Here is an 18,295-nt window from a genome sequence, read left to right as displayed (position 1 = left end):
CTCCTTCAAAGTCTCCCACCTATCCTACACAAGCCGCACCGAACACCAATATCAAGCTATAGTAAAGGTCCCGTTGGGAAGTCGGCCGGGCCGACTTCCCACTCCGCGGGAGATACCGCGTCAGAGCTCGGTCCGGCGGCGCCGGATGACGACGACGAGATCGACGACGGCGAACAGGGTGAGGAGCCCGCAGGCGACCGCGAAGCCGGTGAGGGTGCCCCGGCTGGGCGCGCCGTACGCCGGTGAGTTGGCGGCCCAGACCGCGAAGGCCACCGTGGCGACGGCGAACAGCGGTGTGAACGTCAGCGAGAGCAGATAGCGCAGTTTGAGGTCGCTCCGGGCGGTCCTGGGTTCGGTGCCGCTGCGCCAGTGCTGCGGCGTCGTGGCTCGCATGCCCGTGCACCTCCCGTCGGCCGGGTGAGGTCTACGATTCCAGCGTACGTCCGGGCACGAGCGGGGGAGGGGCGATGACGGAGGCGGACGCGGAGGGCTACGCGGGGCTGCGGGTGGAGCGGGCGGAGGAGCTGGCCCGTCGGCACGGCTGGGCATCGGTGCGGGTGCTGCCGCCCGGGGCGATGATGACCATGGACCACCGGGAGGGGCGGCTCAACCTCGCGGTGCGCGACGGGGTCGTGGAACGCAGCTGGGAGGGGTGAGTGCGGTCCCGGGCCGCCGGGTGAGCCGGCTCTCGACGGCGCTCACCAGGGGCTCCAGCAGCGGCAGCGAGAGCAGCACCAGCAGGCCGGCGGCCCAGCCGGCCAGCACGTCGGTGACCCAGTGGGTACCGAGGTAGACCGTGGTGAGCCCGACCGAGCCGGCGGTGGCAGCCGCGAGCACCGCGCCGCAGCGTCGCCAGCGGACCGCCAGGTACGCCAGCGCGCCCCAGGTGACCACGGCGTTGGCGGTGTGCCCGGAGGGGAATATGGTGCCGCCCGAGAAGAGCTCGGGCGAGCCGACGTAGTGGGCGTAGTGCGGGCCCAGCCGACCGGTGACGATCTTCACCGCGCCGACCGTGACATTGAGCAGCAGCAGGGCGTTGCCCGTCACCAGCAGCGGGCGCAGCCGCCGCAGCCGGTGGGCCCGCCAGCCGAGCCAGGCGAAGGCCGCGACGGCGGACGGGCCGCGCTGCCCGGCCACCACCCAGTTGTCGAGCAGCGGTTCGAGGTCGGGCCACCGTTCGTAGGGGCGGGCGAGGCGTACCGTCCAGTCGAGGTCGACCAGCGGGGTGTCGAGGAGGACGCCCGCGACCACCACCAGGTAGCCGAGCCCGGTGAGGGCCAGCAGGCCGATCCGCCGTCGGCCGAGCGGTGGCCGGCCGGGTTCTCCGGGGGTGTGGAGTGGGAGCCCCCGGCGGGTGATCGGATCATCCCGAAATTCACTCGGCGCTTGCACGCCGGTGACCCTACCCAGCGGGCCGGGGTGACTCCCGACGGAATTCGGAATTCTTCGGGGAGGCGTTTGAATGACCGGATCGCCGTCATCTCCGTGTGATTTTCCGATGTTCCCTTATCGAATATCCGCTCGATCGTCGATCGGACACTCCCAAGGGTCGGTATAGCGCACGGAGTGGGAGACCGGCCTCGCCGGTTCCCACTCCGTGGTAACCCTGTGTAGGTTCGGTGGGTCAGTCGAGAGGGCCGCCGGCCACGTAGATGACCTGGCCGGACACGAATCCGGCGCCCTCGCCGGCCAGGAACGAGATGGTGTTCGCGACGTCCTCGGGCACGCCGACCCGCTGGACCGGAATCTGCGAGGCGGCGGCGCGCTTGAACTCCTCGAACTCCATCCCGACCCGGGCGGCGGTGGCCGCCGTCATGTCGGTGGCGATGAATCCGGGGGCGACGGCATTGGCGGTGATGCCGAACCTGCCCAGTTCGATCGCCAGGGTCTTGGTGAAGCCCTGCAGACCGGCCTTGGCGGCGGAGTAGTTGGCCTGTCCGCGGTTTCCCTGGGCCGAGGACGAGGACAGGTTGATCACGCGGCCGAAGCCGGCGTCCACCATGTGCTTCTGCACCGCACGGGTCATCAGGAACGCACCGCGCAGGTGAACGTTCATGACCGTGTCCCAGTCGGACTCGGACATCTTGAAGATCAGGTTGTCGCGCAGCACGCCCGCGTTGTTCACGAGGACGACCGGGGTGCCCAGTTCGGCGGTGATCCGGTCGACCGCGGCCTGCACCTGTCCGGCGTCCGAGACGTCCGCGCCGACGGCGACGGCCCGGCCGCCGGCGGCGGTGATCCGGTCGACGACGTCCTTGCCGGCCGCCTCCTCCAGATCCAGCACGGCGACGGCGTAACCGTCGGCCGCCAGGCGCTCGGCGGTGGCGGCGCCCAGGCCGCGTGCGGCGCCGGTGACGACGGCGACCCTGGGGGCGGTGCTCTGCTCGGTCATGCTCGCTCTCGTCTCTCTCGGATCTCGCCGGGAGGCTCCCGCGGAGGCGCCCGGCGGGGGGTGGACCGCTGAGTGGGCCACACCCTACCGGCGAGTAGGGTGCGCGGCCAGGGCGGAAGACGCAGGTGACCGAGGGTAAGGACCGGCCGGTCGGCTTTCTCCTGCGAACGGGTTACCGTCGGGTCGGCACGGCGCGTAAATATGCCAATGTTGCCGAACCTGCGTCTACTATCCGCCCCCGCCTGCCAGCGAGGGCCAGCCGTTTGTATAGTGTCCGCCAGCAGCCACCGGCTGCACGGCTGGAGCGCCCTCCCTCACAGCGGGACGCCCACTCGCCGTTACTGCCCCACCCGGGTGTCCCACACACACCGGGTGTGACATCGGGACGGATACATGGTGCTGGGGGAGATCCCGACGACCCGCGTGTCCGCGCGACTGCAGCAGTCGCCCGGGCACCTGATCCGCGTTGCACAGCAGGTACACACCCGTCTGTGGTCCGAACACGTCGGAGCCGATCTCACGGCTCCGCAGTTCGCCGTTCTGCTGGTCCTCGCCCTGGAACCGGGTGCTGACCAGCGGACGGTCGGCGAGCGCGCCTCGCTGGACAAGGCCACGATGGCCGAGATGGTCGCCCGGCTGGTCCGGCGCGGCCTAGTGCTGCGACGCCGCGATCCGGCCGACGGCCGGCGCAAACTGCTCGCTCTCTCGCAGAGTGGCGCACAGGCGGTGCGCGAGGCCACCGGCGGAGTGGTCCGTGTGCAGCGCACGCTCTTCGAGCCGCTCGCGGCCGAGGAGCAGCTGGAGATTGTCCGGGTGATGGCCAAGATAGCCAGGCTTGAACCCGCTGCGGTCGCCGTCCTCACCGACGCGCGGCCGATGCTGGACGCCCAGCGGGCGATCGGCTATCTGATCAGGGTGAGCCAGCAGGTGCACACCAAGCTCTGGTCGGAGCACGTCGGTTCGGAGCTGACGGCGCCGCAGTACGCGGTGCTCGACGCCCTCGAACTGGAACCGGGCGCGGACCAGCGCACGGTCGGAGAGCTGGCCTCGCTGGACAAGGCCACGATGGCCGAGATGGTCAGCCGGCTGGTCCGGCGCGGCCTCGTGCAGCGCCGGCGCGACCCTTCGGACGGGCGGCGCAACCTGCTGTCGCTCTCGCCGGCGGGTCAGGACCTGCTGCACCGCTCGGCGGCGGGCGTCGCCCAGGTCCAGCGGCTGCTGCTCGCTCCGCTGGACGAGGACGAGCACGAACCCGCGATGGCACTGATCGCCAAGGCGGCCAGGCTCTAGGCTTCGCCGTCGAGTTCCAGCCAAAACGATTCGCCAACGTACCGAAGGCCGCCGACCCGAATACGGGGAGGCGGCCTTCGGTGTTGACGCTCCTTCAGGGGCCCGGCGCCGGCGCCGTGCTCACCGAGGGTGTCAGTTCCAGTCGAACACCTGCGGGTCCGGGCCGATCCGCACGCCGGTGGCGACGCCCGCGATCGCGGCGAGGTCGGCCCCGTCCAGCTCGAAGCCGGTCACGTCCAGGTTCTCCTTGATCCGGGACGGGGTGACCGACTTGGGGATCGCGACGATGTCGCTCTGCAGGTGCCAGCGGAGCACCACCTGGGCGACCGTGCGGCCGTGCTTCGCGGCGATCTCCCTCAGCGCGGGCTCGGCGAGCAGCTCCTTGCCCTGGCCCAGCGGGCTCCAGGCCTCGGTGGCGATGCCGTGCCGGGAGTGGAAGGCGCGCAGCTCGTCCTGCGGGAAGTACGGGTGCAGCTCGACCTGGTTCAGCGCGGGGGCGACGGAGGCGGCGCCGAGCAGGCGGGTGAGCTGCTCGGCGCCGAAGTTGGAGACGCCGATCGACCTGACCCGGCCGTCGGCCTGGAGCTGCTCGAACGCCTTCCAGATGTTCAGGTAGCTGTCGTGCGCCGGGCGCGGCCAGTGGATCAGGTAGAGGTCGAGGTACTCCAGGCCGAGCTTGGCCAGCGAGGCGTCGAACTCGCGAAGCACCGCGTCCCGGCCCTGCGCGCCGGACCAGTCGCGGGTGCCCGAGTTCCAGAGCTTGGTGGTGATGTAGAGGTCCTCGCGGGTGACGACGCCGCCCGCGATCGCCTCGCTGATCGCCTGGCCGGTGCCGGCCTCGTTCTCGTAGATCGCCGCAGTGTCGATCGAGCGGTAGCCCGTCTCGATGGCGGTGCGGACGGCCGCCGTGGCCTCCGCGTCCGGCACCTGCCACACGCCGAAGCCGAGCTGCGGGATCTGCGCGCCGTTGTTGAGGGTGACGCTGGGGATGGTGCTCACGGGAAGGGGTGCCCTCCTGGTTGTCCCTGATGGTTCGAGTGGATCAACCTGCGGGTTGTCCGGATTGTTCCCGGCCGGCAAAGAATTTTCCGACGCGTTGTATCGGCGTGAGCAGGTTGTGGTGGGATCACACCCGGCCGAAATAAACCTGTTGCGCAGATCACACCCGGCTTGGCACGCTCGCTGCCATGTCCTCCTGACCGGCCCGGCCGTGACCGCACCGGCCCCTCCTCCCGTGCTCCCGGCGCCACCGCGCGACGAGCATGCCCGTGCCCATCGCCCGCACCACCCCCGACGGAGCGTCATGCCGCTCAAGACCCTGCCGCTGGCCGACCCCGGCGACCCCGACCTCTCCTCCCCCCTCGCCTTCCTCCGCTGGCTGCAGCGCAGCCAGCGGCGCGGGCAGGTGCTCGCCACCTGCTGGTCGCTGCTGGAGATGGGCAGCCGGGCGGCCCTGCCCGTCCCGCTCGGCATGGGCGTCCAGGCCGCCGTGGACGGTGACGCCGCCGGCATCCGGTGGGCCGGCGCCGCCGTGCTGGCCCTGGCCGCCGTCGCCGCCCTCGGCGCCGTCATGCTGCACCGCCAGGCGGTGTGGAACTGGATCCACGCCGCCACCCAGATCCGTCAGCTGGTATCCCGTCAGGCCTCCCACCTGGGTGCCGGACTGTCCCGGCGGATCGCCACCGGCGAGATCGTCGCGGTCGGCAGCGGGGACGTCGAGAAGATCGGCTGGTACGTCGAGCTGGTCGCCCGGCTCCGCGGCGCGGTGATCGTCTGGCTGGCGGTCAGCGCCGCCGTGCTGGTCGCCGAACCCGTGCTCGGCCTCGCCGTCCTGCTCGGCGTCCCGGTGCTGGCCGCCTCCGTCTGGCCGCTGCTGGGCCCGTTCGAGCGGCGCTACTCCGAGCAGCGCGCACTCGGCGGCAAGGCGACCGAGCTGGCCGCCGACACCGTGGCCGGACTCCGGGTGCTGCGCGGCATCGGCGGCGAGGAGCTGTTCCTCGACCGCTACCGGGCGGCCTCCCAGAAGGTCCGCGCGGCCGCCGTCCGGTCGGCCCGGATCTGGTCGCTGATGCAGGCCCAGCAGGTCCTGCTGCCAGGCCTGTTCGTGGTCGGCGTCACCTGGTACGGCGCCCGGCTGGCCACCCGCGGGGAGATCGGGATCGGCACCCTCGTCGCCGTGTACGGCGCCACCGCCTACCTGGCCGCGCCGCTGCGCATCCTCGGCGAGGCCGCGCACGCCTGGAGCGTCGCCCGGGTCTCCGCCGGGCGGGCCGTCCGAGTGCTCTCGCTCAGCCGGACGACCGGCACCGCCGAGGCCGTGCTGACCGGGCCCGGCGAGGCCGACCTGTACGACCCGGTCTCCGGGCTGACCGTCCGGGCCGGCGAGCTGACCGCCGTCGTCTGCGGCGACCCGGACTTCGCCGGGGCGCTCGCCGGCCGGCTCGGCGGGCACGTCCCGCTGGGTGAGGGCGAGCAGCCGCAGTCCTCCGTCCGGCTCGGCGGCACCGAGCTGGACGCCGTCCCGCTGGCCGAGGCCCGGGCGGCGGTGCTGGTCCACGACAAGGAGCCGGTGCTGCTCTCCGGCACCCTGGCCGAGCTGTTCGACATCCCCGCCTCGGGCCGGGTCACGCCCGCCGAGGCACTGGCCGCCGCCCGCGCCGAGGACGTCCTGGACGCGCTGGTGGACGGCTCGCCCGAGTCCGGAGGGGACGCCATGCGGGCGGGGATCACCGAGCGTGGCCGCTCGCTCTCCGGCGGCCAGCGCCAGCGGCTGGCGCTCGCCCGCGCGCTGCTGGCCGACCCGCCGGTGCTCGTCCTGGACGAGCCCACCAGCGCGGTCGACGCCCACACCGAGTCCCGGATCGCGACCGGCCTGCGCAAGAGCCGGGAGGGGCGCACCACGGTGGTGTTCGCCACCAGTCCGCTGCTGCTCGACCGGGCGGACCGGGTGGTGCTGGTCCAGGACGGCCGGGTCGCCGCGGCCGGCCGCCACCGCGAGCTGATGCACACCGAACCCGCCTACCGCGCCGTGGTCACCCGCGACGAGGAGCCGGCAGCCGTCGGGGAGAGCGTATGAACCGCACCCCCGTCCGTCGCCCCGCCCAGTCCAGGAGCACCGTATGAAGCCCCCCGTCCATCAGGAGCAAGGGCCGGCCACCACCCTGCCGGTCGGCTCCCCGACCGCCGTCCGGGCCTACCTGCGGCTGCTCGCCCGGCGGCACCGGGCCGCCTTCTCCGCCGTGGTGGGCCTGCACTCGGTGGCCACCGTGGCCGGGCTGGTCGGGCCCTGGGTGCTCGGCACGCTGGTCGAGTCGCTGGCCACCGGCACCGCCGAGTCCACCATCGCGGTCGCCGTCGCCTGGTACCTGCTGGCGCTGGTCGTGCAGTCCGCCTTCACCTGGTGGTCGCGGCTGCGCGGCAGTGTCCTCGGTGAACGCGTGCTGGCCGACCTCCGGGAGGACTTCCTGGTCCGGTCGGTGACGCTGCCGACCGGCGTCCTGGAGCGGGCCGGCACCGGGGACCTCGTCTCCCGGGGCACCACCGACATCGACCGGCTCGACAAGTCGGTCCGCGAGGCGGTGCCCGAGCTGGCCGTCGCCGTGGTCTCACTGCTGCTGGTGATCGGCGCCCTGGTGGTGACCTCGCCGCTGCTCGCGCTCACCGCGCTGATCGGCCTGCCGCTGCTGCTGGTGAGCTCCCGCTGGTACTTCCGGCGGGCCCCGCAGTCCTACCGCAACGAGTCGGCCGGCTACGCCGCGGTGAACACCGTGCTCGCCGAGACGGTCGACGCCGGGCGGACGGTCGAGACGCTGCGCCTCGGCGACGAGCGGGTCCGGCTGACGGACCGCAAGCTCGGCGAGTGGCTCGCCTGGGAGCGGTACACCCTCTGGCTGCGCTCGGTCTGGTTCCCGACCATCGACGCCGTCTACACCCTGGCGGTGCTCGGGACGCTGCTGCTCGGCGGCCTGTTCACCCTGCGGGGCTGGATCACCGTCGGCCAGCTGACCACCGGGGTGCTCTACGCCCAGGCGCTGACCGGCCCGGTCGACCTGATCCTGCGCTGGTACGACGAGCTGCAGATCGGGCAGGCCTCGCTGGCCCGGCTGGTCGGGGTGCGCGAGGTGCCGGAGCACGAGAGCGACGAGGACGCCCACCCGCACGGCCGGCACGTCCGGGCGGACGACGTCCGGTTCGGCTACCGCGAGGGCGCCGACGTGCTGCACGGCATCAGCCTGGACGTCGCCCCGGGCAGCCGGGTCGCGTTGGTCGGGCCCTCCGGCGCGGGGAAGTCCACCCTGGGTCGGCTGCTGGCCGGGATCTACGCACCCGGCCGGGGCAGTGTGACGCTCGGCGGGGCGGCGCTCTCGCGGATGCCGGCCGAGCGGGTCCGGGCCCAGGTGGCGCTGGTCAACCAGGAGCACCACGTCTTCGTCGGCACCCTGCGGGACAACCTGCGGCTGGCCGCGCCGGACGCCGCCGACACCGAGCTGCGCGCCGCGCTGGACGCGGTGGACGCCGGGGACTGGGTGGACGCGATGGCGCAGGGGCTGGACACCGAGGTCGGCTCGGGCGGCACCGCACTGACCGCGCCACAGGCGCAGCAGCTGGCGCTGGCCCGGCTGGTGCTGGCCGACCCGCACACCCTGGTCCTGGACGAGGCCACCTCGCTGCTGGACCCGAGGGCCGCCCGGCACCTGGAGCGCTCGCTCTCCCGGGTGCTGGAGGGCCGTACGGTGATCGCCATCGCGCACCGGCTGCACACCGCGCATGACGCGGACGTGATCGCCGTGGTCGAGGGCGGGCGGATCAGCGAGTACGGCAGCCACCCCGAGCTGGTCGCGGCCGGCGGTCCGTACGCGGCGCTCTGGCGGTCCTGGCGGGACGAGCGGTGACGGGCGGGCCCACCGGCGCCCGGTGAGGGGGCGCAAACCCGCACGGGGGAGGGTTGCCCCGTGCGGGTTACTCCCGGGCGCGTAAACGGACAAGTCGGTCGACCGGCCCGCAGACTGCCCGTGTGACCAAGATTTCAGACGGCTCGTCCGCCTCCAAGCGCAGTGAGATCGCTGGCATCCCCACCCGGTACATCGGGATCGGCGTCATCGTCGTCCTCGCGGTGTGGTTCCTGTTCGCCAACCTCGACAAGGTGAAGATCCAGTTCTGGGTGTTCACCGTCACCGCGCCGCTCTGGATCGCGCTGCTCGCCACCCTCGTCGCGGGCGGCGCGCTGGGCTGGCTGCTGAAGGGGCGGCGCGGCAAGTGACGGCGGGGCCCGGGCCGTCGGCCTTCGAGCCGCTGATCGAGTTGCGCGGCGTCAACAAGCACTTCGGCGAACTGCACGTGCTGCAGGACATCGAGCTCACGGTCGGGCGCGGCGAGGTCGTGGTGGTGATCGGCCCCTCCGGCTCCGGGAAGTCCACCCTCTGCCGGGCGATCAACCGGCTGGAGCCGATCGAGTCCGGCACCATCTCGATCGACGGCCGGCCGCTGCCCGAGGAGGGCAAGGGGCTCGCCCTGCTGCGCGCCGATGTCGGAATGGTGTTCCAGTCCTTCAACCTGTTCGCCCACAAGACCGTGCTGCAGAACGTCTCGCTGGCGCAGATCAAGGTCCGTGGCCGGCCGCGGGCGGAGGCGGACGCGAAGTCCCGGGCCCTGCTGGACCGGGTCGGGCTGGTCGCCCAGGCGGACAAGTACCCGGCGCAGCTCTCCGGGGGGCAGCAGCAGCGCGTGGCGATCGCCCGCGCACTCGCGATGGAGCCCAAGGCGCTGCTCTTCGACGAGCCCACCTCCGCCCTCGACCCCGAGATGATCAACGAGGTGCTGGACGTCATGCGCCAGCTCGCGCACGAGGGCATGACGATGGTGGTGGTCACCCACGAGATGGGGTTCGCCCGTGCGTCGGCCAACCGGGTCGTCTTCATGGCCGACGGGCGGATCGTCGAGGACCGCGCCCCCGAGGACTTCTTCGGCGCTCCGGAGAGCGACCGTGCCCGGGACTTCCTGTCCAAGATCCTGAAGCACTGAGGCGGCACCGTGACGAGGAAGTGGCTGCTCGCCGCCGCCGCCGTGCTCGCCCTGCTGGCCGGCTGCGGCAAGGAGGGCACCCCGCCGCCGAAGGGTCCCCAGCCCAGCGCGCTGCCGAGCTACCAGGTGCAGGACGGCGCCGGCATCACCGGTTCGCCCACCCTGGACGCGGCGCGCGCCCGGGGTCACCTGGTGGTGGGGGTCAAGGAGGACCAGCCCTACCTGGGCCAGAAGAACCCGGCCACCGGGCAGTACTCCGGCTTCGACATCGAGATCGCCAAGATGGTCGGCGCCGACCTGGGCTTCGCGCCCGACCGGATCGAGTTCCGGACGATCGCCTCCGCCAACCGGGAGACCGCCCTGCAGAACGGCCAGGTGGACTACTACGTCGGCACGTACACCATCAACGAGAACCGCAAGAAACTGGTCGGCTTCGCGGGGCCGTACTACCTGGCCGGCCAGTCGCTGCTGGTGCGCAGGAACGACGACACCATCCACGGCCCCGAGGACCTGAACGGCAAGAAGGTCTGCTCGGCGGCGGGCTCCACTCCGTACCAGCGGATCCAGAAGCAGTACCCCAAAGCCAGGCTGATCGGCTACGACACCTACTCGGCCTGCGTGGACAACCTGATCACCGGCCAGGTGGACGCCGTCACCACGGACAACACGATCCTGATGGGCTACGCGGCCAAGGTGCCGGACGAGCTGAAGGTGGTCGGGCCGCTGTTCTCCGAGGAGCCGTACGGGGTCGGGACGCCGAAGGACGACACCGTCCTGCGCGGTGCGCTGAACGACGCCCTGGCCCGCCACGAGGAGAACGGCGACTGGAAGAAGGCCTATGACGCCACCCTCGGCCTGTCCGGGGTGCCCGTGCCCACCCCGCCGCCGATCGACCGGTACTGAGAGGGCCGCGCCGTGAAAACGCTGACCGACAACTGGTCGACCTACTGGGAGGGCTTCCTCGGCACCCTCTCGCTGTTCGCGGTGAGTGCCGTGCTGTCCCTGGCGCTGGGGGTGCTGATGGCCGGCTTCCGGGTCTCACCGGTGCGGCCGTTGCGGGCGTTCGGGACGGTCTGGGTGACGTTGCTGCGCAACACCCCGCTGACCCTGCTCTTCTTCATCGTGGTGCTGGGTCTGCCGCGGTTCGACATCACGCTGCCGTTCTTCGTCTTCGCGGTGCTCGCGCTCGGCTGCTACACCTCGGCGTTCGTCTGCGAGGCGATGCGGGCGGGTGTCAACACCGTGCCCGGCGGCCAGGGCGAGGCGGCCCGGAGCCTGGGCATGACCTTCGGCCAGACGATGAGTCTGGTGGTGCTGCCCCAGGCGTACCGGTCGGTGGTCGCCCCCATCGGCAGTGTGATGATCGCGCTGGCCAAGAACACCGCGATCGCCGGTTCGTTCAGCGTGACCGAACTTCTCGGCAGCTACCGGACCATCAACGAGCTGGGGTACAGCATCGTCTGGACCTTCGTCTGGATCGCCGTCGGCTACCTGATCCTCACCCTGTCCGTCAGCGCCCTCTTCAACCTGCTGGAACGACGAGTGGCGGTGTCGCGATGACGGTGGAAACCTCGGCGCTCTACGACGTCCCCGGTCCCAAGGCGCTCGCCCGGCACCGGCTGTACGGCCTGATCGCCCTGCTGGCGATCGCCGCGCTGCTCGGGTGGATCGTCTACATGCTGTTCCACACCAACCAGTTCACCCACCAGAAGTGGATGGCCTTCGAGTACCAGGGCGTGCAGGAGCTGCTGCTGCGCGGGCTGGGGAACACCCTCAAGGCCTTCGGGTGGACGGTGCTGTTCGCGCTGCCGTTCGGCGCGCTGTTCGCGGCCGGACGGCTCTCCGACCACCGGGTGGTGCGCTGGTTCTCCACGCTGGTGGTCGAGTTCTTCCGGGCCATGCCGGTGCTGGTGATGATCTTCTTCATCTTCGTCGCGCTCAAGGTGGAGCCGCTCTGGGCGCTGGTGGCCGGCCTGGTGCTGTACAACGGCTCGGTGCTGGCCGAGGTGTTCCGGGCCGGCGTGCTGGCGGTGCCCGCCGGGCAGCGCGAGGCGGCCTACGCGCTGGGCATGCGCAAGACCCAGGTGATGTCGTACGTCCTGGTGCCGCAGGCCAACCGGGCCATGCTGCCGGCCATCATCAGCCAGCTGGTGGTGGCGCTCAAGGACACCTCGCTGGGCTTCCTGATCACCTACGAGGAGTTCCTGCACGCGGGCAAGCTGATCGCCACCAACCTGGACTACGACCTGCCGTTCATCCCGGTGGTGATGATGATCGCGCCGATCTACATCGGGATGTGCCTGGCGCTCTCCTGGCTGGCCCGCTGGGTCGAGCGCCGCAGCCGGCGCAGCCCGAGCACCCAGGGCGGTGCGCCGGTGGCCGAGGCCGGGCTGGTGCTGGGTCTGCCGCCGGAGGAGTAGCCGCCGGCGGGGCGGAAGCTCCGCGGATGAACCATAGGTACGGACGGGATCAGCTCCGAGACCTCCAAAGTCTGCTTATGATTCCCTGGGACCAGGGGAGCAGGCAGGGGAGGGGCAGTGGAGCCGGTATTCGACTCGCGGCACATCAGGACCTTCCACGAGGTCGTCCGGGCCGGTTCCTACTCGGCCGCCGCCCGCGAGCTCGGCTACACCCAGCCCGCCATCACCCAGCAGATGAAGGCGCTGGAGCGGTCCGTCGGAGTGCCGCTGTTCACCCGGGCCGGGCGCGGGCTGCGCCTCACCGAGGCCGGCGAGGCCCTCGCCCGGCACGCCGAACTGATCCTCGGCAGCCTCTCCGCCGCCCAGCAGCAGCTCGCCGCGCTCGCCCGGCTGCGCGCCGGGCGGGTCCGGGTCTGCGCGTTCCCGAGCGCCAACGCGACCCTGATACCCCAGGCGATGGCGCGGCTGCTGGCCGACCACCCCGGCGTCCGGGTCGAACTGCTGGAGGCCGAACCGCCCGACTCCGTGCAGCGGCTGCTGCGCGGCGAGTGCGACATCGCGCTGTCCTTCCGCTACCCGGGCGCCGCCGTCGAGCTGCCGCCCGAGCTGGACGAGATCCCGCTGATGGAGGACCTGCTCACCGTCCTGCTGCCGGTCGGCCACCCGCTGGGCCGCCGGCACGCCGTCCGGCTCGCCGACCTCGATGGCGAACGCTGGATCGCCGGCTGCCCGCGCTGCCGGGCCAACCTGCTGCACGTCTGCGCGGAGGAGGGCTACGCACCCGACATCGTCTTCTCCACCGACGACAACCTCGCGGTGCAGAGCCTGGTCGCAGCCGGGGTCGGGATCGCGCTGATGCCGGCGCTGGTGCTCTCCTTCATGTGCCACCGCAAGGTCACCGGGCGCGCCGTCGAGCCGCACCTGCGTCGGCACGTGAGCGCGTACGTGCTCCGCGAGCACCGCAGGATCCCGGCCACCGCGCTGGTGCTGGACCAGCTGCGGTCCGCGGCGGCGGCGAGGGTCGGCTGCTGATCCCCGCCGACCCATAAGCGGGCTTTGGGAGAAGGCGAAAGAACCCTCCTTGGACGTGATGGGTCGCCCGGGGCGAACCTGCTGGCATGACACCCTCCGCCACGGTCGGCAGCGACCGGCTCACCGAGCGCATGACCGCCCTGGTCGGCGAGATCCGCGCGGTCGTGGACCGCGGCCTGCCGCCGGAACTCACCGCCTACCTGGTCGGCGAGCGGCTCGCCCCGCACCTGGGCAACGAGGACCTGCTCACCGAGAAGCAGCGCGAGGGGGATCCGGAGCGCTACCGCCAGCACGTCCTGCACGCCGAGGCCGACGGCGGCTTCTCCGTCGTCGCGCTGGTCTGGCTGCCCGGCCAGCAGACCCCGATCCACGACCACGTCTCCTGGTGCGTGGCCGGCGTCCACCGGGGCCAGGAGAGCGAGACCCGCTACCGGCTGGTCTCCGACGGGCGCACCGCCCACCTGGTGGAGACCGAGCACGTGGTCGGCCCGGCCGGCACCGTGGCCGCCTTCGCCCCGCCCGGCGACATCCACCTGGTCCGCAACGCCTGTTCCTCCACCGCGATCTCGATCCACGTCTACGGCGCCGACGTCGCCCGGCTGGGCACCAGCATCCGGCGCGTCTACCGGCTGCCCGCCGACGACCAGCGGTGAGCGCGCCGTGGCACTGACCCTCCGGGACCGCGGCGTCCGCACCCGCGCCCTGCCCCCGCTCGGCGGCGACGCCCCCGGTCTGCTGCTCGCCGCGCTCGGCGTGGCCGCCGCGCTCGCCGTCCACCAGGCCGTCCCCGCCGTGCCCAAGCTCACCGCCGCCGTGGTGCTCGGCATGGCCGCCGCCCACCTCCCCGGACTGCGGCCGGTGGTCCGGGGGGTGGCCCGGCCCGGCCTCTCCACCGCCGGGCGGCGGCTGATGCGGCTCGGCATCGTCCTGCTCGGACTCAAGCTCGGCCTGGGTGACGTGGTCGGCCTCGGCTGGGCCACCGTCGCCATGGTGATCGCCGTCGTCGCCGCCACCTTCGCCGGCACCCTCTGGCTCGGGCGCCGGCTCGGCCTGCCCGGCGACCAGCCGCTGCTCGTCGCCACCGGGTACTCGATCTGCGGGGCCTCGGCGATCGGCGCGGTCAGCCAGGCCGCCGGCAGCGAGGAGGAGGACGTCGCCGCCTCCGTCGCGCTGGTCACCCTCTGCGGCACCCTGGCCATCGCCGTCCTCCCGCTGCTCCACCAGCCGCTCGGGCTCGGCGAGGCCGAGTTCGGGCGCTGGGTCGGTGCCAGCGTGCACGATGTCGGCCAGGTGGTCGCCACCGCGCAGACCGGTGGCGCGGCCGCGCTGCGCGAGGCGGTCCTGGTCAAGCTGATGCGGGTGGTGCTGCTGGCGCCGCTGGTCGCCGGGGTCGCCGTAGCGGTGCGGCGCTCGCGCCGGGGCGCCACCGCGACCGCGACCGCCGGCAAGCGGCCGCCGATCGTGCCGCTCTTCGTGGCCGGCTTCCTCGCGATGATCGCGCTGCGCACCACCGGCGTCCTGCCCGAACAGGCGCTCACCCTGGCGGGGGACGCGCAGGAGCTGCTGCTGGCGGCCGCGCTGTTCGGCCTCGGCAGCGCCGTGCACCTGCCCACCCTGCTGCGCACCGGCGGGCGGATCGCCCTGCTGGGCCTGGCCTCCTGGGTGATGGTCGCGGGTGTCAGCTACGCGGGAGTGCTGATCACGACGTGACCGGCGGGGCGGGGCCTCCGCTATTGTCGGGCGGGTAGTCGCTCGCCGAGCCGCCCCGCACCCGAACCTGGGAGGAAGCGCCGCAATGTCCACCGCACTGCCCGAACGGGACGGCCAGGAGGCCGTTGTCACGCTCGACCGGCGGGAGGGCCCGTTCGGCGAGGTGGTCCTGCGCCGGCGCGGACGGCACTTCGAGATCATCGCCAACGGCTGCTTCCTGATGGACACCGCCGACGGCCGCTCCGAGCGGTTGCTGATCCAGGCGGCGCTGGACGAGCTGGACCGGGCCGGTAGCGCGGTGGAGCGGCCCTCGGTACTGATCGGCGGGCTCGGCGTCGGCTTCTCGCTGGCGTACGCGGCAGCCGAGCCGCGGTGGGGGCGGATCGCGATCGTCGAGCGCGAGAACGCGATCATCGACTGGCACCGGAGCGGTCCGCTGGGCGCCTTCTCGGCCGGCGCGCTGGCGGACGAGCGGGTGGCGGTGCTCCACACCGATCTGCTGGAGTACCTGGCGGCGGCCGACGGCGAGTGCTACCACGCGCTCTGCCTGGACATCGACAACGGCCCGGACTGGACGGTCACCGACTCCAACGCCGGCCTCTACGGCGCCGACGGGCTGGCGGTGCTCCGGCACCGGCTGCAGCCCGGCGGGGTGCTGGCGGTGTGGAGCGCGCAGCCCTCCCCGGCCTTCGAGGAGGCGCTGCGCGCGGCCGGCTTCTCGGACGTGGTCACCCACGAGGTCGAGGTCGCCCGGGGTGTGCCGGACGTGGTCCACCTGGCCCGCCGCGCCGACTGAGCGGCTCGCCGGGCCAGGTGGGCCGGCGCCCTACCTGAGGCCGTTGTCCACCGCGGCCATCAGCTCGCCGTTGGGCGTGTCACCGTCGAATGCCCAGACCATCGCGCCGGCCAGCCCCTGGGACTTGATCCAGGCGGTCTTGCGGGCGATCTCGGTCGGGTCGTCGTAGGTGTAGAAGACGGACCCGTTGTAGATGTACGCGTGGCCGGCCACCGGATCCCGGTAGATGGTGTAACCGCCGCCGGCGGCCATCTGCTTGAGCTTCTTGTAGTCCTCGAACCCGGCCTCGTAGCTACCCGGGCCGGGGCCCGTGGCGGGCTGGAACAGGCCGTTGGTGGTGCCGCGCGGCACGCCCGTCCAGCCGCGTCCGTAGAACGGGATGCCCAGGGTCAGCTTGCTCTTCGGCGCGCCGCCGGTGACGTAGGCGCCGATGGCGATCTCCGAGCTGAACCGGCGGTCCGGGGTGCTCGGGTCGCCCGCCGCGAGCTTGACGGCGGACTGCTGGTTGGTGCTCATCTCCCAGCCGCCGTGGTAGTCGTAGCCCTGGATGGTGGCGAAGTCGAAGGCGCCGAACAGACCGGGGATGTCGATGCCCGCGGTGATCTTCGCCGGGTCGGCCGGGAGGAAGGCGCTCAGCGTGTAGTGCTTGCCGGTGGTGCTGCCGAGCGCGTCCAGCTGGCGGCGGAACTCCTGGGCCAGCAGGGTGTAGTTCGCCTTGTCGGTGGGCCGGAAGATGTTCCCGTCGTGCCCGCCGGAGGCCGGCCACTCCCAGTCGAGGTCGATGCCGTCGAAGATGCCGGCCGCGCTGCCCGCGCCGCCGCGCCCGTCGATGACCGGCAGGTTCCCCTTGATGTACATGTCGATGCAGGAGCTGACCAGCGCCTTGCGGGAGGCGTCGGTGGCGGCCGCGTCGGAGAACCACTTGCTGTACGACCAACCGCCCAGCGAGATCTGGATCCTGAGGTTGGGGTACTTGGCCTTGAGCTGCTTCAACTGGTTGAAGTTGCCGGCCAGCTTCTGGTCCCAGGTGTCGGTGGTGCCGGCCACCGAGCTGCCCGCGTCCCAGCCCTTGCCGAAGTCGGCCCAGGCGTCACCGGCGCCGTCGCCCGCGTTCGGGTCGTTGTCCGGCCCGGCCGCCTTGTTGGTGATGAAGCACTGCTTGGTGGTCGGATGGATGTTGGCGAAGGCGTAGTTCAGCGTGGTGAGGCGGCCGGCCGAGCCGGAGGTGTCGAGCTGCTTCACGCTGTAGCCGCGGGCGTAGATGCTCCACTGGGTGAAGTAGCCGATCTTCAGCGCGCCGGGGTTGCTCCCGCCGGGCTTGGTCCTGCCGCTCACGGCGTTCGAGGCCGGGGAGGCGTTGCCGGCCGCGTCCCGGGCCTTCACGGTGAAGGTGTACGAGGTGTCCGGCGCCAGGCTGCCCACCGTGGCGGAGGTGCCGGTGACGGTCGCGGCGAGCGCGGTGCCGTTGTAGACGTCGTAGGCGGTGACGCCGATGTCGTCGGTGCTGGCCCCCCAGGTCAGCGAGATGCTGCTGGCGTCCGAGCCGGTGACGACCGGCGTGCCGGGAGTGCTCGGGGCCTGCCTGTCCGGGTCGGTCGGCGGCTTGGTTGTGGCGCTCACCGGTCCGGCGGCGGCCGAGCGGTTGCCCGCCGCGTCGAAGGCCTGCACGGTGAACTGGTAGGCGGTGCCGGCGGTCAGGCCCTGGACGGTGACGCCGGTGGCGGTGCCGTCCGTGGTGGCCACCTTGGTGGCGCCCTGGTACACGTCATAGCCGGTGACCGCGACGTTGTCGGTGCTCGCCGTCCAGGACAGGTCGACCGTGGTCTGGGTGGTGGTGCCGGCCCGGAGGTCGCCCGGGAGGGTCGGCGCGCTCTGGTCGTCGCCGGTGCCGTCGCACGGCCGGCCGTTCAGCTTGCAGTTGAGCAGCGGCTTGTAGGTGCCCGAATAGGCGATGTTGAAGCCGAAGTTGTACGTGCCGCCGGGCGGGAGGTCGGCGGCCCAGCCGGGGTTCTTGACCGTGACGTGCGAACTCGCCGTCGTGTAGCTCGCGTTCCAGAGCGAGGCGACCGTGTTGGCGGCCGGCAGGTCGAACTCCAGGGTCCAGCCGTTGACGGCGGTGCCGGAGCCGTTGGTGATGGTGTAGCCGCCCTCGTAGCCGCTGCCCCAGTCGCTGCCCTTGGTGAAGGCCGCGGTGGCGGACCCGGCGGCGTGGGCGGCGGTGCTGGGCAGGGAGACGGCGAGCAGTGGAACGATCAGGGCCCCGGCGGCCAGCAGCGGCAGCTTGATCCGACGTCTGCGCATGGGTGTGGCTCCTGTCCTGGGGCCTCCGGGCATGCCGGGACGCCCCGTTACCTGTGGGGAGGTGTCAGGTGCGTGGAGCAACGTGCGGGAGCTCCGGGCCGTGGGCGGCGCGGAACCGGAGACCTCGGGCCGTCGGGGTGCCGTGAAGGTCCTGTGCTCCCCGAGGGTAGGGAGCCGGTCGGCAACTGGCAATAGGTCTGTACCAGTTGGCCGCGGTGAACATGGCGGGACGGCACGGCGCCGGCGTACACACCCTGCTCCCGCTCGGCCTGCGCGTACGCGACCAGCTCGACCGGATCACCCGCGACGCCTTCGAGCACCACGGCTTCAACA

18 protein-coding genes are annotated in these 18,295 nt (G+C 72.2%); 13 read left to right on the top strand and 5 right to left on the bottom strand.

All coding sequences use genetic code 11. The annotated features are described in order from the left end of the window. Positions 1 to 120: 120 nt before the first annotated feature. Positions 121 to 393, bottom strand: coding sequence for a DUF6343 family protein (locus AB0J08_RS38445; RefSeq protein WP_360643766.1), 273 nt, complete (start codon positions 391 to 393; stop codon positions 121 to 123). 74 nt (positions 394 to 467) lie between these two features. Between AB0J08_RS38445 and AB0J08_RS38440 the strand changes: the two genes are divergently transcribed. After that, complete coding sequence (locus AB0J08_RS38440; protein WP_360643763.1) at positions 468 to 656, top strand: I78 family peptidase inhibitor; 189 nt, start codon at positions 468 to 470, stop codon at positions 654 to 656. Here AB0J08_RS38440 and AB0J08_RS38435 read toward each other — a convergent pair. Then, the gene (locus AB0J08_RS38435; RefSeq protein ID WP_360643760.1) at positions 607 to 1,392 is read right to left on the bottom strand and encodes a phosphatase PAP2 family protein; all 786 of its coding nucleotides are present in this window, start codon (positions 1,390 to 1,392) and stop codon (positions 607 to 609) included. The two genes, AB0J08_RS38440 and AB0J08_RS38435, sit on opposite strands and share 50 nt — an antisense overlap. Positions 1,393 to 1,624: 232 nt before the next feature. Next, complete coding sequence (gene fabG / locus AB0J08_RS38430) at positions 1,625 to 2,392, bottom strand: 3-oxoacyl-ACP reductase FabG (RefSeq protein WP_360643757.1); 768 nt, start codon at positions 2,390 to 2,392, stop codon at positions 1,625 to 1,627. Positions 2,393 to 2,785: 393 nt separating this feature from the next. On the opposite strand from fabG, the gene AB0J08_RS38425 reads away from it, so the two are divergent. After that, entirely contained in the window at positions 2,786 to 3,682 is an 897-nt protein-coding gene (locus AB0J08_RS38425) for a MarR family winged helix-turn-helix transcriptional regulator (RefSeq protein WP_360643754.1), read from the top strand. A gap of 132 nt (positions 3,683 to 3,814) precedes the next feature. Here AB0J08_RS38425 and AB0J08_RS38420 read toward each other — a convergent pair whose 3' ends face one another. Then, positions 3,815 to 4,681 (bottom strand): aldo/keto reductase, encoded by an 867-nt coding sequence (locus AB0J08_RS38420; protein ID WP_360643751.1) that lies wholly within the window; start codon positions 4,679 to 4,681, stop codon positions 3,815 to 3,817. A 304-nt stretch (positions 4,682 to 4,985) separates the two neighbouring features. Between AB0J08_RS38420 and AB0J08_RS38415 the strand changes: the two genes are divergently transcribed. From AB0J08_RS38415 to AB0J08_RS38365, 11 genes are all read left to right on the top strand, one after another. Next, positions 4,986 to 6,758 (top strand): ABC transporter ATP-binding protein, encoded by a 1,773-nt coding sequence (locus AB0J08_RS38415; protein ID WP_360643749.1) that lies wholly within the window; start codon positions 4,986 to 4,988, stop codon positions 6,756 to 6,758. A gap of 43 nt (positions 6,759 to 6,801) precedes the next feature. After that, positions 6,802 to 8,574 carry an ABC transporter ATP-binding protein gene (locus tag AB0J08_RS38410; protein WP_360643747.1) on the top strand — a complete coding sequence of 591 codons (1,773 nt, stop codon included), beginning with the start codon at positions 6,802 to 6,804 and terminating at the stop codon, positions 8,572 to 8,574. Between the two features lie 122 nt (positions 8,575 to 8,696). Then, entirely contained in the window at positions 8,697 to 8,942 is a 246-nt protein-coding gene (locus AB0J08_RS38405; protein WP_360643744.1) for a LapA family protein, read from the top strand. A gap of 32 nt (positions 8,943 to 8,974) precedes the next feature. Further along, positions 8,975 to 9,703: an amino acid ABC transporter ATP-binding protein gene (locus AB0J08_RS38400; protein WP_360643772.1), complete on the top strand. Its 729-nt coding sequence runs from the start codon at positions 8,975 to 8,977 to the stop codon at positions 9,701 to 9,703. 9 nt (positions 9,704 to 9,712) lie between these two features. Beyond that, on the top strand, positions 9,713 to 10,606 hold the full coding sequence (locus AB0J08_RS38395; protein WP_360643741.1) for a glutamate ABC transporter substrate-binding protein: 894 nt from the start codon (positions 9,713 to 9,715) through the stop codon (positions 10,604 to 10,606). 12 nt (positions 10,607 to 10,618) lie between these two features. After that, positions 10,619 to 11,263 carry an amino acid ABC transporter permease gene (locus tag AB0J08_RS38390; RefSeq protein ID WP_360643739.1) on the top strand — a complete coding sequence of 215 codons (645 nt, stop codon included), beginning with the start codon at positions 10,619 to 10,621 and terminating at the stop codon, positions 11,261 to 11,263. Further along, the gene (locus tag AB0J08_RS38385) at positions 11,260 to 12,123 is read left to right on the top strand and encodes an amino acid ABC transporter permease (RefSeq protein ID WP_360643736.1); all 864 of its coding nucleotides are present in this window, start codon (positions 11,260 to 11,262) and stop codon (positions 12,121 to 12,123) included. The genes AB0J08_RS38390 and AB0J08_RS38385 overlap by 4 nt, the downstream gene beginning before the upstream one ends. A gap of 117 nt (positions 12,124 to 12,240) precedes the next feature. After that, positions 12,241 to 13,155 (top strand): LysR family transcriptional regulator, encoded by a 915-nt coding sequence (locus tag AB0J08_RS38380; protein WP_360643733.1) that lies wholly within the window; start codon positions 12,241 to 12,243, stop codon positions 13,153 to 13,155. 86 nt (positions 13,156 to 13,241) lie between these two features. Then, positions 13,242 to 13,808, top strand: a complete 567-nt coding sequence (locus AB0J08_RS38375) for a cysteine dioxygenase family protein (protein ID WP_360643730.1) — start codon at positions 13,242 to 13,244, stop codon at positions 13,806 to 13,808. Between the two features lie 13 nt (positions 13,809 to 13,821). Further along, positions 13,822 to 14,865, top strand: a complete 1,044-nt coding sequence (locus tag AB0J08_RS38370) for a putative sulfate exporter family transporter (RefSeq protein ID WP_360643769.1) — start codon at positions 13,822 to 13,824, stop codon at positions 14,863 to 14,865. 85 nt (positions 14,866 to 14,950) lie between these two features. Further along, positions 14,951 to 15,661, top strand: coding sequence for a spermidine synthase (locus AB0J08_RS38365; RefSeq protein WP_360643727.1), 711 nt, complete (start codon positions 14,951 to 14,953; stop codon positions 15,659 to 15,661). Positions 15,662 to 15,691: 30 nt separating this feature from the next. Here the strand turns inward: AB0J08_RS38365 and AB0J08_RS38360 are convergent, their stop codons facing one another. Beyond that, positions 15,692 to 17,962, bottom strand: a complete 2,271-nt coding sequence (locus tag AB0J08_RS38360) for a glycosyl hydrolase family 18 protein (protein ID WP_360643724.1) — start codon at positions 17,960 to 17,962, stop codon at positions 15,692 to 15,694. Positions 17,963 to 18,295 lie beyond the last annotated feature (333 nt).

Origin of the sequence: Kitasatospora sp. NPDC050463 (assembly GCF_040655255.1) — a bacterium.
Taxonomy (GTDB): Bacteria; Actinomycetota; Actinomycetes; order Streptomycetales; family Streptomycetaceae; genus Kitasatospora.
Note: the sequence above shows the minus strand (reverse complement) of the source record. Positions and strands in the feature narration are given on the sequence as shown.

Coding starts and splice junctions, on each gene's coding strand:
- AB0J08_RS38445 (WP_360643766.1), bottom strand. CDS start 393: ATGCGAGCCACGACGCCGCAGCACTGGCGCAGCGGCACCGAACCCAGG.
- AB0J08_RS38440 (WP_360643763.1), top strand. CDS start 468: ATGACGGAGGCGGACGCGGAGGGCTACGCGGGGCTGCGGGTGGAGCGG.
- fabG (WP_360643757.1), bottom strand. CDS start 2,392: ATGACCGAGCAGAGCACCGCCCCCAGGGTCGCCGTCGTCACCGGCGCC.
- AB0J08_RS38425 (WP_360643754.1), top strand. CDS start 2,786: ATGGTGCTGGGGGAGATCCCGACGACCCGCGTGTCCGCGCGACTGCAG.
- AB0J08_RS38415 (WP_360643749.1), top strand. CDS start 4,986: ATGCCGCTCAAGACCCTGCCGCTGGCCGACCCCGGCGACCCCGACCTC.
- AB0J08_RS38410 (WP_360643747.1), top strand. CDS start 6,802: ATGAAGCCCCCCGTCCATCAGGAGCAAGGGCCGGCCACCACCCTGCCG.
- AB0J08_RS38385 (WP_360643736.1), top strand. CDS start 11,260: ATGACGGTGGAAACCTCGGCGCTCTACGACGTCCCCGGTCCCAAGGCG.
- AB0J08_RS38375 (WP_360643730.1), top strand. CDS start 13,242: ATGACACCCTCCGCCACGGTCGGCAGCGACCGGCTCACCGAGCGCATG.
- AB0J08_RS38365 (WP_360643727.1), top strand. CDS start 14,951: ATGTCCACCGCACTGCCCGAACGGGACGGCCAGGAGGCCGTTGTCACG.
- AB0J08_RS38360 (WP_360643724.1), bottom strand. CDS start 17,962: ATGCGCAGACGTCGGATCAAGCTGCCGCTGCTGGCCGCCGGGGCCCTG.